Below are 13157 nucleotides of genomic sequence, written 5' to 3'. Positions count from 1 at the left end.
GCCCGCCCCACTTTTAGGGGCAGGCAGAAATTCAGTTACATTTTGCACTCGGCCGCGTAGGCATCAGAGTGGTTTTCAAGAGCTACGCCAAGGATCTTATTGGTAAATACATCACCTTCTTTGATCACTTCGCGCGCATAGATGGTCTGAACCGGATGATGGTTCGGGCCAAAGCTGAAATCCCCTCGTGTGCTGTTGAAATCCGCCGCCCTCAGCGCTTCGCGGAAGGCATCCGCATCTGACGGGTCAGCCTCGTCAAGCGCGGCAAGTAACAGGTTGGCGGTATCGAATCCCTGACTGGCGTAAAGCGAGGGCAGACGTCCGTATTCTGCCTGAAAGCTTTCAACAAAGGCAGCGTTGGTCGGGTTGTCGATATCCTTGTTCCACTGCGAAGTGTTCACCACGCCCAGAGCTGCATCGCCTACCGCCTGCAGAATGCCCTGATCAAAGCTGAAGGCTGGGCCAACAACTGGAAGATCGATCCCGCTGTCGGCATATTGCTTCAGAAACGAAATCCCCATCCCGCCGGGCAGGAAGAAAAATACGCTATCCGCATCGCTTGCGCGGATTTGCGCGATTTCAGCTGCATAATCAGTCTGGCCAAGCTCGGTATAGATCTCACCGGCCAGATCACCTTCGAAAAAGCGTTTATAGCCAGTCAGCGCGTCGACACCCGCCGGGTAATTCGGAGCAAGTATGAAGCTGCTCTTGTAACCCGCACCATTGGCGTATGCACCCGCGGCCTCGTGCAGGTTGTCGTTCTGCCAGGCGACGTTGAAATAGTTCTGGTGACAGCCCTTCCCCGCCAAAGGTGACGGGCCCGCATTGGGTGACAGATAGAAAACGTCCTGGTTCACGGCGGCTGGCACAACCGCCATCGCCAGGTTTGACCAGATGATACCGGTCATCACATCTACACGTTCGGATTGGATCATCTTGTCTGACAGCTGTACCGCGATATCCGGTTTGCGCTGGTCGTCTTCGATCACCACCTCGATATCATCCCGCCCCGATTGAGCAATCGCAAGCATGAACCCATCCCGTACGTCGATGCCCAAACCGGCCCCGCCGCCTGAAAGCGTTGTGATCATCCCCACCTTAACTTCCGCTGTAACACCCGTCGCGCACAGCGCGGTGATCGCTGCAGCCGCCAATAGTCTCTTCATCGTCTTCTCCCTTCGTTGGCCCTATGAACGCGATTTATGTCATTATTCTCAACGTTCGGTCTATGCCTTTGGCAATTCGGTCTTTTTCTTACATTCTTTCTGTCCGCTATATTCTAGATACATTGATCATGATTTCAGGCGGAAACGCTGGATTTTTCCGGTCGCGGTTTTGGGCAAACCATCGCAGAACCGGATCGAGCGCGGGTATTTATACGGGGCAATCATAGATTTCACATGAGCCTGAAGGGCTTCGCGCATAGCGTCATCAGCCGTACCTGAAGCCAGAACAACATGTGCTTGGACAATATGACCCCTCTCAGCATCTGGGACGCCGATCACCGCGCATTCCGCAACGGCCTCATGCGCCAGAAGTGCGGCTTCTACTTCGGGTCCGGCGATGTTGTATCCGGCCGAGATAATCATGTCGTCATTGCGCGCAGAAAAATGAAAATACCCCTCCGCGTCCCGATGAAAGCTGTCACCAGTGATATTCCATCCATCTGTTACATAACCCGCCTGCCGCTTATCATTCAGATACCGGCACCCTGTCGGACCACGAACAGCCAGGCGTCCGATGTCCCCAACCGCAGCTTCAGTTCCGTCTGGGTTTAACACTTTGGCCTCATATCCGGTTACCGGCCTGCCGGTACTGGCCGGGCGGTGATCGTCAAACCGGTTTGAAATAAAGATGTGCAACATCTCGGTCGCGCCGATCCCGTCGAGCATTGGTTTGCCTGTCTTGGAAATCCACTCGTCATAGATTGGCTGCGGTAAGGTCTCGCCCGCCGACACAGCCGCACGCAGACTAGACAGATCAACACCGTCATCCATCGCCTGCAGCATGACCCGATAGGCGGTTGGCGCAGTGAAACAGACAGTCGCTTTGTATTTTTCGATTATCTCGATCATGCCCGCAGGCGAGGCTTGTTCTAACAGGGTTGCAGTCGCGCCGAACCGCAACGGAAACACCGCCAAACCACCCAACCCGAATGTGAAGGCCAAAGGTGGAGAACCAACAAAAACGTCCTCTGGAACGACCTGCAACACCTCACGCGCATAGCTGTCGGCAATGATCAGAATATCTCTGTGAAAATGCATGGTGGCCTTGGGTTCACCTGTCGAGCCGGAGGTGAAACCCAACAAGGCCACGTCGTCGCGCCCGGTTTTAACGCAATCGAACTGTACCGGCTTTTCAAGTGCAAGACGATCAAGCTCGGCATCGTGGTTTGAAGTTCCGTCGAACCCGACGACCCGCTGCAGGAACCGGCTATCACTGGCGCAGGACTGCATTTCGTCGATCAGCCGGGTATCACATAATGCAAACTGGATTTCCGCCTTATCGACAGTTTTCGTCAGTTCTGCAGCGCGCAACATCGGCATAGTATTGACGACAACCGCTCCCACCTTGGTTGCGGCAAGCCAGCACGCAACCATTGCCGGATTGTTAGCCGATCGGATCAGCACCCGATTTCCCGGCTCGACGCCCAAGTCATCGACCAATACATGTGCCAGCCTGTTGGTCCAGTCGCTGAGCTCTTTATATGTTCGTTGCCGACCATTGCCGATCAAAGCGGTATGATCACCAAAGCCCTTGGCAACCATGGCATCGGTCAGCTCATATGCTGCATTCACATGATCGGAATATGCAAAACCCGCCAACAGGAAGTCGGGCCACTGATCCTGGGGGGGCAGGTTATCGCGGCTGAACGTGTCGGTATGTGCAGACGGTCCAAGCATCACCTTCCCTCCATGTGCGCGGCCATCGTCTGACGTGCAATGATTACTTTTTGAACGTCCGAGGCGCCCTCGTAGATGCGCAAGGCACGGATTTCTCGGTACAGAGATTCAACCGCCATCCCAGAACGCACCCCGTCGCCACCAAACAACTGAACCGCCTTGTCGATAATCAACTGTGCCTGATCGGTAGCAAACAACTTGGCCATCGCCGCCTCACGTGTGATGCGCGCCGCTCCGCTGTCCTTGGCCCACGCTGCCCGATAGATCAAAAGCGCCGAAGCATCGACATCTAGTGCCATCTCGGCGATGTGCCCCTGCACCATCTGCAAATCAAACAACGGCGCGCCTTGCACCTGCCGTTCCGATACCCGTGTCAGCGCCTCATCCAGCGCGCGTCGTGCAAATCCCAGGGCAGCGGCGGCCACTGTCGGGCGGAACAGGTCCAGCACAGACATTGCAATACGAAATCCTGCGCCAGCTTGACCGATCATCGCGCTAGCCGGCACACGCAAATCATTGAAACGCAAAGTCGCCAATGGGTGTGGCGCGATTGTGTCCAGGCGCCCGACAACTTCGAAACCCTTCAGATCAGGAGTGATGATAAAAGCTGACAACCCTTTGGCCCCGGGTGCCTCGCCAGTACGGGCGAACAGGGTGTAGACATCTGCGATACCCCCGTTCGATATCCATGTCTTTTCACCGTTCAGGACAAAGTCGTTGCCATCACGGATAGCCGTCATTGTCGAATTTGCCACATCCGACCCCGATTGAGGTTCAGTCAATGCAAAGGCCGCGATAGCCTGACCAGAGCGCGTTTGCGGCAGCCAATGCGCCTTTTGGCCTTTTGAGCCGAACAACGAGATCGCACCAGTTCCAAGCCCCTGCATTGCAAAGGCGAAATCGGCCAACCCATCATGGCGGGCAAGTGTTTCACGGCTGAGGCACAGCGTCCTGACATCCAATTGGCCATTTTCGTCCGAAGTAGGCTGCAGCAGCCCGGCGTCGCCCAGCTGGCGGACCAGATCGCGACAAGCCTGGTCCGGGTCGCAATGGTCAATAGCTAGTCCCCGAGCAATCTCTTGCACCCGATCCGCCCAGCCCCGGTGATGAGGGTCAAAGAATGGCCACGTAAGAAAGCTCTGATCTGCCATCAATCGCCCTCGAATACTGGTTTTTCTTTTGCAACAAAGGCCTTGTAGGCGCGTTCAAAATCTCCGGTTTGCATACAGATCGCCTGGGCCTGTGCCTCTGCTTCGATTGCCTGTTCGATCGACATAGACCACTCCTGCGCCAGCATGGTCTTGGTCATCATATGCGCAAAATTGGGGCCAGCCACGATACGGTCAGCCAGAGATTGCGTGGTAGCGTCAAGCTCGGATGGATCAACCACCGCATTGTAGAACCCCCAGGAAAGCCCCTCATCAGCGGTCATGCTGCGCCCGGTATAGAGCAGTTCGGCCGTACGCCCCTGCCCGATGATACGGGGCAGGATGGCGCAGGCCCCCATATCGCACCCTGCCAGCCCCACCCGCGTGAACAGGAATGCACATTTGGCCTGCGGGGTGGCGATACGCAAATCCGCAGCCATAGCGATGATGGCCCCGGCCCCCACGCAAATACCGTCCACCGCAGCAATCACCGGCTTGCCACAATTCACAATCGCCTTGACGAGATCTCCGGTCATTCGCGTGAAGAGTAACAGCTCTTTCATTTTCATGCGCGTTAGCGGACCGATGATATCGTGCACATCGCCGCCCGAGCTGAAATTGCCACCATTTGAGGCGAACACCACTGCATCTACCTCTTCTGAATAGACCAGATCCCTGAACCAATCGCGCAGTTCGGCATAGCTGTCGAAGGTCAAAGGGTTCTTACGCTCTGGTCGGTTCAGTGCAATCGTTGCAACCCGGTTCCGGATTTCGCAGCGAAAATGTTTGACGTCACTGGCCATCGATTTCCTCCGAAATAGTGAGTTCGGTTGTCAGAGTGCGGGCGTCCTCGGCGGAAAACTGGCCAAGCATATCGGATATCCACGCCTCATGCGCCGCGGCCTGACGTGCGAATTCCTCGCATCCTTTTTGTGTCATGCGTACGCGATGGGCACGACGATCCCCAGGCACAGGTACGCGCACTAGCAGGCCGTCATCGGCCAGCCGATCCACGATTCCGGTCACATTCCCGTTCGAAACGCGCAGCGCGCCCGAGATTTCGCTCATCTTCAGCCCATCTTCGAACCGCGACAGGGCTGCCATCACGTCGAAACGCGGCAGTGTCGTGTCGAACTCTACCCTGAGGTTCTCTCTTAGCGCCGCCTCGATGCCACGCGTGGTCTTGAGCAGCCGCAGCCATAACCGCAATCTCTCTTTGGAAGGGTCTTCCAATGGTGCTTGAAGCGGGTTTGGGTTCATATCTCGCCTCCGGACAGGCTAAGCGCGTGGCCGTTGACTGAGTTTGCCGCATCCGAGCACAACCACCTCACGGCACCTGCTACGTCTTCGACCTGGATGAAACGGCCCTGTGGGTTTATCTTTTTCAGGCTTTTCACCGCATTTTCCGCGCTCATTCCCGTCTTCTCGACGATGTTCGCAATCGAGCGATCCAGCATCGGCGTTTCCACAAACCCCGGGCAAACCGCATTGACGGTGATGCCCGTCGCCGCAAGTTCGACCGCCAGAGACCGCGTCAGCCCGACCACCGCATGTTTTGTCGCACAATAGCCGGAAACATATGGATAGCCCTTCAAACCGGCGGTGGACGCGATGGCAATCAGACGGCCCGCTCCTGCGGCTTGCATGTCAGGCAAAGCCGCCTGCCATAGATTGAAAACACCCACCAGATTCACATCCGTCAGGGTCCGCAGATCATCGGCGGTCATCCGATGAAACGGAAGCGAATGAGCCGCGCCGGCATTCGCAATCGCTATCGAAATCGGGCCGCGTTCTGCCCGTGCTGTTTCAATAGCAGCTCGGACCTGCTTGTCATCGGTCACATCACAAAGGACATACGGCAAGGCTTGCTGCTGCAGCTTGGCCTCTGTACGGCCCAAAATGGTAACGGCTGCTCCGCCATTCGCGAAATCTTGGGCTATAGCCGCACCAACACCGGTGCCGCCGCCAGTTATGACGACATGTTTCATACTTCACCCGCCGTTTCCGCCATGCGATCTGCCAGGCGCCAGGCCTGATCCCGTCCGGCCTCATAGGGGCGGGGCCAAGTTTCCTGCCGGTCCCCCAACGCCGTAGCCGCGTGCAAGGTCCAGTACGGATCGTCCAGATGAGGCCGGGCAAGGCACACCAGATCCGCACGACCGGCCATGAGAATCGAATTTACGTGATCGGCTTCATAGATGTTCCCCACCGCCATAGTACTGATGCCGCATTCGTTTCTAATGCGGTCCGCGAAAGGGGTCTGGAACATACGGCCGTAAACCGGGTTAGCATCGGTCGAAGTCTGCCCGGCGGAAACATCCACGATATCTGCACCCGCCGCATCGAACATCGCCGCTATATCCACAGCTTGTTGCGGCGTCACGCCAGTAGGTCCGACCCAGTCATTGGCAGAAATGCGCACCGCCATCGGCTTATTTTTGGGCCAGGTCGACCGCATAGCTGAAAAAACTTCAAGCGGATAACGCATACGGTTTTCAAGACTGCCCCCATACATGTCGTCGCGCGTGTTCGACAAAGGAGAGATAAAGGACGAGATGAGGTAGCCATGCGCCGCATGCAGTTCGATCATGTCAAACCCAGCACGATCTGCCATCCGGGCTGCGGTCACAAATTGGGACGTGACCCTATCCATATCTGCACGATCCATCGCGCTGGGCACAGCGTTACCGTCGGACCAAGGGATCGCCGAAGCTGATATCAAAGGCCAGTTTCCTTCCTTCAGCGGCTGGTCCATTCCTTCCCACCCGATGCAGGTTGAACCTTTGCGGCCCGAATGGCCGATTTGACAGCATATTTTGGCGTCGGTTTCCGCATGGACAAATTCGGTGAGTCGAGCCCATGCGGCCTCGTGTTCGGGCTCATAAAGCCCCGGGCATCCTGGGGTGATCCGGCCTTCGGCGCTGACACAGGTCATTTCGGTGTATACCAGCCCGGCGCCACCTTTGGCCCTTTCACCGTAATGGATCAGGTGCCAGTCAACCGGGCACCCATCAACCGCCTTGTACTGTGCCATGGGTGACACCACGATCCGGTTCTTCAACTGCATCCCCCGCAGGCGAAATGGCGCAAACATCGGGGGCCGGGCCGGACCATCAACCGCGCCCCCAGACTGTTGCATGAACCATGCCTCGGCATGCCCCAGCCAGTTGGCATCGCGTTGGCGCAGGTTCTCGTGGCTGATCCGCTGAGACCGTGTCAGCATCGCGTAATTCAACTGAACCGAATCCTGATCGAGGTAACGTTCGACATTCTCGAACCATTCGACCGAGTTCCGCGCTGCCGATTGCAGGCGCAACACTTCAAGACGACGCTCGTCCTCATACCGCGCGAAAGCCGCTTCAAGCGTATCTTCTTTATGGACGAAGTCAGCCAGCGCTATAGCGCTTTCCAGTGCCAGCTTTGTTCCCGAGCCAATGGAAAAATGTGCGGTCGCTGCGGCATCTCCCAGCAATACCAGGTTTTTGTAACTCCATTTTTCGCACAAGACCCTAGGAAACCGCAGCCAGGCCGAGCCGCGGATATGACTGGCATTGCTCATCAAGGGATGGTCGCCCAAATGATCTTTGAAAATGTCTTCGCACAAAGCGATGGACTCTTGCTTGGTCATCTCACCGAACCCAAAAGCATCGAAGGTCTGTTGTGAGCATTCCACGATGAAAGTCGCCGTATCCCGGTCGAACTGATAGGCATGTGCCCAGACCCAGCCCTTTGGCGTTTCCTCAAAAATAAAGGTGAAGGCGTCGTCAAACTTCTGATGCGTACCCAGCCAGACGAACTGACACCGTCGTTGGTCTATATCGGGTCGAAAAACATCTGCGAACTCGGCCCGTGACTTGGAGTTCAGCCCGTCCGAAGCCACAACGACGTCGTAGCTCATCATATAGTCCGAGGCTGATGCCGCCTCGGTCTCAAAGCGCATCTCGACACCAAGCTCGCGCGCTCGGTCTTGCAAAATGAGCAGCAGTTGCTTGCGTCCGATCCCGCAAAATCCGTGGCCGCTGGACACGGTGCGCTGACCTTTATGCACAAGTGCTACGTCATCCCAATAGGCAAAGTGTTTACGTATCACCGCCGCGCTGGCTGCGTCATTGGCGGCAAGATTATCCAGCGTCTCATCAGACAACACGACGCCCCAGCCAAAGGTGTCATCCGGGCGGTTTCGCTCGATAACAACCACTTCGGCATCCGGATCGCGGAGCTTCATTGAAATCCCGAAATAGAGGCCAGCCGGCCCGCCGCCGAGACATGCAACACGCATCGTTACTTTCCCCCATTCGCAGCTTTACCTGAAACGCTAGACCAGGCGGCCCATCCCTTCAAGTAAAAATATTTTATACTTGAAGTTTATATATTCTGAATAACCAACCACAAAATCGCGACGGGTTGGTAATTTCCTGAGCCAAGCCAGCACTGGTTTGCCTGCGACAAAGCAATCAATCTCTGTAAGCGGTTACATTTCGCTTTCACCTGAACGGCGCAGAGCTTACACATATTTGCAAAATCAAATTTCAGGTTTGACAATGCCAAAGGCAAAAACTGCACCGACCCTAGAGGATGTTGCGAAACTCGCGGGCGTATCGACCGCCACGGTTTCACGTTGCCTCAATTCTCCGAGCCTGGTGGTGCAGGCTACGCGTGATCGGGTTCAGTCTGCCGTTGACGCTTTGGGATACACGCCGAATTTTGCCGCACGCGTTATGGCTGCCAGACGGTCGCACACCATCGGCGCCATCATTCCCACCATGGAAAACGCGATCTTTGCGCGTGGACTTCAGGCCTTTCAGGAAGAGCTGCGCCAGCATGGCTATACCCTGCTTGTCTCTAGTTCGGCCTATCAGCCTGAGATCGAAGAAGAGCAGATACGCAACCTGGTCGCACGGGGGGCGGATGGGTTGCTGCTGATCGGGCATGATCGAGACTCGCGGATCTATGACTATCTCGCAAAGCGCAGGATTCCGGTTCTGATAGCGTGGTCGTTTCAGGCAGACGCACCAGTCCCTTCAGTCGGATTTGACAACCGTGCGGCCATGGCCGAACTGGCAAATCAAGTGATCAAGCTGGGTCACCGAACCCTGGGTATGATTTCTGGTGTCAGCACCGGAAACGACCGTGCCCGACTGAGGATCGAAGGGGTGCAAGAAGCAATGCGCCGCAACAACATCCCAAATGACCGGCTGACGATCGTAGAAACGCCATATGAAATCGAAAACGGGGCAGAGGCGTTTTCCCGTCTGATGTCTCGGCAAGATCGACCAACAGCGGTGCTGTGCGGGAACGATGTTCTGGCTATCGGTGCGTCGCGCCGGGCCAAAGAGATGGGGCTTAGAGTTCCTCAGGACGTATCCGTCACAGGGTTTGACGATATCGAACTGGCGCAGATCACCGATCCAGGTTTGACGACCGTGCATGTCCCACATCGGGAAATGGGTCGACGGGCTGCGCTGGAACTGGTTGGATTAATCGAAAAGCCCACCGAAAGTTGCAATGTACAGTTGCGAACCAATTTGGTCGAACGCCAATCGCTGGGGCGCCCCGGCTGACTTCAGGCGGCCTCGTTTTCCATGGTGCGAAACTCACCTTTCAACCAGGCGTGACTTGCGCACATCGGGTCGGTAAAATGTTGACGGATGAGCTTTCCCATCGCTCTTTGGATTAGCTTCGAAGTGGTCTCGGGGTATACGTCGGTCGTGAATAAAGACACTGTTCTTACAAAGTTTCGGCCGGGAAATGGCACCACCCGAACTTGGTCGTGAAATCTGTGGGCCCTATGAAAACTTGCGGCCGTGGTAATGGTCCAACCGGTGCCTTCAGCGACCAATCCTATGATCGACTGATTGCATTCCAGTTCGAACCTGTTGGGCAGATCAAATTTACCTCGCCTGAGCTGTATCTCAATTTGCTTGCCGATCACGTAATCACGCGAATAGCGCAGCAACGGCAATTCTGCGTTTGATGAAAACATCTCCTCGGGCATGCCACTGAACCCTCCGGGCAAAACAACGATAAAAGGGTCGCGCATCAACGGGTATTCGATCAGGCCCTCGGTCCGTTCGAACGGTCGGGTCGCCACCCCTGCATCCAGCTTATGTTCCTGCAACTTGGCAATGATCTCATGGCTGGGGCGTGTGAAATGCCGAAAACTGCAGCGCGGCAAAGCATGCGCAAGAAACCGAAACAGGTCTGGCGAGATTTGATTGTCGAAATCATCAATCAGTGCCAGCCTCAAATCCGTCGCATGGCGCCAGTTACCCGACCGGATCTCCGCTTCGGCCTTTTTCAAAACGATCAGCCCATCGCGGACATGGCGCGCATAGACTTCACCGGCAGGTGTCAGACCCATTGGACGACGCCCGTGATCCACCAAATCAATGCCCAACGCAGTCTCAAGGCTTCGTAGGTGATTGGAAACTGTGCTGATGGACAAACCGGTTTCCGATGCGACCTGTTGGATCGATCCTGACTTTGCGACCAACTGAAAAACTTCCAGCCAGCGGAGGCTTAGCGACTTTGGCACATTTACAGTCCGTTGTTTCGATTACATCAAAACTAGCGAAACAAAGAACGCCCCTCATTGCAATGATGAACTTGCAACCCGTTCTGCGTCAAGCCCGGAGCCTGCTATGGTCCGGGTCATAGGGCGAAGGTGCGATCACCGTTGCGTTGACCCGTTTTCCACAGTGATCCAACTCTATCTTGCACCCGATTTCTGCAAGTGACGGATCGACAAATCCATGGGCAAGATTGAGGCCGGTGCGGTGCCCCCACTCGCCCGAGGTGATTGTCCCGACAACCGTGTCACCCATCATAAGCGAAGCCCCGGCATGGGCAGGTCCCTGTCCGGTTTCCAACCGGAGCGGCACGAGTTTTCTCCGCGGCCCATCAGCATCACGGTTCAGCAGGGCATCGCGCCCGATGAAGTCGCCCTTTTCCAACCTCACAAACCGATTCAGACCTGTTTCAAAAGGATCAAACTCGGTGATCAAATCAGCCTTCCAGTGCAGGAACGTCTTTTCCATCCGCATGGAGTCGATCGCCCGAGCGCCAAACAACTTGAGGCCGAAGCGCTCTCCAGCCCGCCGCAGCGCCAGATATGCGCTATAAAGCGAAGGGTTGGGAACGTGGATTTCATATGCAAGTTCGCCAGAAAAACTCACCGCCATTACCGTTGCCGGAGCGAAGCCAACAAAGCACTCCCTGACGCTCAGCCATGGAAAAGCTGCCGGGGACCAATCACCGCGCGCGCAGGACGCCAGCACATCACGTGATTTCGGGCCGGCAAGGATCAGAATGGTGTAGTCGTTGGTCAGACTGCGTAAATGCACGTCTTCATCGGGGTGGCGGTTCTGCTTTAGCCAATCCATATCGTGGAATTCACTTGCCGCCGCCGAGCCATACCAGACCCGGGCAGGGCCGCGATCGCTGGCGGGCAGGTTCGCCACAGTCGCTTCGGCTTTGACCATCCCGTGATGGTTCAAAAGATAGCCCAGCCCAATCCTGCCGTCGCGGCGCGTGACAGCACCGCAAAACAGACGATCCAGAAAGGCATGCCGATCCGCGCCGGTAATCTCGATACGGTTGAAACCATTCACCTCGGACAACCCGACATTGGACTGAACATTTGCCACCTCGGCCCCGACCAGATCATAGGTTTCGTCAAAATCGAAACTGAGGGTCGGTTCAAAGCTGGGGTCAGGCTTGATGTAATCCACCCTTTCCCATCCATTGACGACAGTGAATTCGGCGCCCTCGGCCGCTAGAACCGGGGTCAAAGCAGTGGTCTTGGCGGGCCTTCCTGCAGGGCGGTGTTCATGCGGGAGGTGAAAGCGAAATTCGTTTTGATAATCCTCAACCGCCTTCAATGCCGTCAGTTCGACATTCGCATGGTCGGTGAACCTGCGCGGGTCCAGGCACCAGGTGTCATAACAGGCCTCTCCATGCACAATCTGCTGGGCCAACAGCCAACCATGGCCACCGCCCTCACCCAATCCAGCCCGCAGGCCGATAATACAGAAGGCGTTGCGCTTGCCCGGGATCGGCCCGACAAGTGGTGCACCATCAATCGTATAGGTTATCGGCCCGTTGACGACCGTGTGAATCCCGGCCTCTAACAGCGCAGGCATCCGAGCAAAAGCGCCTTCCAGTACGTCCGACACGCGGTCCAGATCGTCCGGGCAAAGCGCATTTACAAAATTTGGATCGATCCCGTCCATGCCCCAGGTCTTGCAGTCCTGTTCATAGAACCCCAGCAAGAGGCCGTTCTTTTCTTGTCGACAGTAGAAATCGCTGATCGGACATCGCAGCAAAGGCATTCGGTGGCCGGCATCGCGGATTGCAGGAATTTCTTCCGTCAGAAAATACTGATGCTCCATTGAGGCCACGGGGTGGTGCACTCCCATCAAGGCGCCCACTTCGTTCACACGATATCCGCAGGCATTCACCACGATGTCACAGTCGATATCACCGTGTTCGGTCTGTACCGTCCAGGTGTCATCCTTGTGCTGGATCAACCCGACAACCGGGGTATTCCGGTACACTTCGGCCCCGGCCAAACGTGCAGCCCGGGCCAACGCCTGACACAGCTGAGCCGGATCAATATCCCCGTCCAAAGGATCCCACAGCCCGCCAATTAGGTTTTCGGTCGAGATCAGAGGGTGCCGCCGAGCGCATTCTTCGGCATCAATAACCTCGAAATGGACATCCATCCCCCGGGCCATCGAAGCGAAATGACGGTATCCCTGCATTTGTGCTTGGGTGTTCGCCAACCTGATTCCGCCGTCACCATGGTGGTAATTGATGGGATAGTCGGGATTCGCAGACAGGTCTTGGTACAGTTTGATCGAATGGGATTTCAGTCCAACCATGGTCTGGTTTGTTCCAAAATTCGTCACCTGCGCGGCTGAATGCCAGGTGGTACCAGAGGTCAACTCGTTTCGTTCGACCAGGACGACATCTGCCCATCCTTCTTGCGTCAGGTGATACAGAGTTGAGCACCCTGCGATCCCGCCACCAATTACCACTACTTTTGTCCGCGACTTCATTGGCTTTGCTCCTCTGAACCCCAATAGGTTTTGCTGAAAACGGGTCT

General features: G+C 56.0%; 10 protein-coding genes. 1 reads left to right on the top strand and 9 read right to left on the bottom strand.

Annotated features, from left to right (window positions below):
• Positions 1-35: 35 nt before the first annotated feature.
• From FN806_RS12985 to FN806_RS12955, 7 genes are all read right to left on the bottom strand, one after another.
• A complete protein-coding gene (locus tag FN806_RS12985; RefSeq protein WP_142637795.1) occupies positions 36-1166 on the bottom strand; it encodes an ABC transporter substrate-binding protein in 1131 nt (376 codons plus the stop codon).
• 126 nt (positions 1167-1292) lie between these two features.
• On the bottom strand, positions 1293-2903 hold the full coding sequence (locus FN806_RS12980) for an AMP-binding protein (protein WP_142637793.1): 1611 nt from the start codon (positions 2901-2903) through the stop codon (positions 1293-1295).
• Positions 2903-4054, bottom strand: coding sequence for an acyl-CoA dehydrogenase family protein (locus tag FN806_RS12975; RefSeq protein ID WP_142637791.1), 1152 nt, complete (start codon positions 4052-4054; stop codon positions 2903-2905). Before FN806_RS12975 ends, FN806_RS12980 begins: the two co-directional genes overlap by 1 nt.
• On the bottom strand, positions 4054-4854 hold the full coding sequence (locus tag FN806_RS12970; RefSeq protein WP_142637789.1) for an enoyl-CoA hydratase family protein: 801 nt from the start codon (positions 4852-4854) through the stop codon (positions 4054-4056). Before FN806_RS12970 ends, FN806_RS12975 begins: the two co-directional genes overlap by 1 nt.
• Positions 4844-5311 carry a MarR family winged helix-turn-helix transcriptional regulator gene (locus FN806_RS12965; RefSeq protein ID WP_142637787.1) on the bottom strand — a complete coding sequence of 156 codons (468 nt, stop codon included), beginning with the start codon at positions 5309-5311 and terminating at the stop codon, positions 4844-4846. The genes FN806_RS12970 and FN806_RS12965 overlap by 11 nt, the downstream gene beginning before the upstream one ends.
• Positions 5308-6039, bottom strand: coding sequence for an SDR family NAD(P)-dependent oxidoreductase (locus tag FN806_RS12960; protein WP_142637785.1), 732 nt, complete (start codon positions 6037-6039; stop codon positions 5308-5310). Before FN806_RS12960 ends, FN806_RS12965 begins: the two co-directional genes overlap by 4 nt.
• Entirely contained in the window at positions 6036-8330 is a 2295-nt protein-coding gene (locus FN806_RS12955; RefSeq protein WP_142637783.1) for a bifunctional salicylyl-CoA 5-hydroxylase/oxidoreductase, read from the bottom strand. The genes FN806_RS12960 and FN806_RS12955 overlap by 4 nt, the downstream gene beginning before the upstream one ends.
• Positions 8331-8592: 262 nt before the next feature.
• On the opposite strand from FN806_RS12955, the gene FN806_RS12950 reads away from it, so the two are divergent.
• The gene (locus FN806_RS12950) at positions 8593-9612 is read left to right on the top strand and encodes a LacI family DNA-binding transcriptional regulator (protein ID WP_142637781.1); all 1020 of its coding nucleotides are present in this window, start codon (positions 8593-8595) and stop codon (positions 9610-9612) included.
• A 2-nt stretch (positions 9613-9614) separates the two neighbouring features.
• On the opposite strand, the gene FN806_RS12945 is transcribed toward FN806_RS12950, so the two are convergent.
• The gene (locus FN806_RS12945; protein ID WP_142637779.1) at positions 9615-10586 is read right to left on the bottom strand and encodes a LysR family transcriptional regulator; all 972 of its coding nucleotides are present in this window, start codon (positions 10584-10586) and stop codon (positions 9615-9617) included.
• 88 nt (positions 10587-10674) lie between these two features.
• The gene (locus tag FN806_RS12940; protein WP_142637777.1) at positions 10675-13110 is read right to left on the bottom strand and encodes a GcvT family protein; all 2436 of its coding nucleotides are present in this window, start codon (positions 13108-13110) and stop codon (positions 10675-10677) included.
• Between the last annotated feature and the right edge of the window lie 47 nt (positions 13111-13157).

This window comes from Ruegeria faecimaris, from assembly GCF_900182615.1.
In the GTDB taxonomy this organism is placed as follows: Bacteria; Pseudomonadota; Alphaproteobacteria; order Rhodobacterales; family Rhodobacteraceae; genus Ruegeria; species Ruegeria faecimaris.
This window is presented reverse-complemented; position numbering and strand designations above follow the sequence as displayed.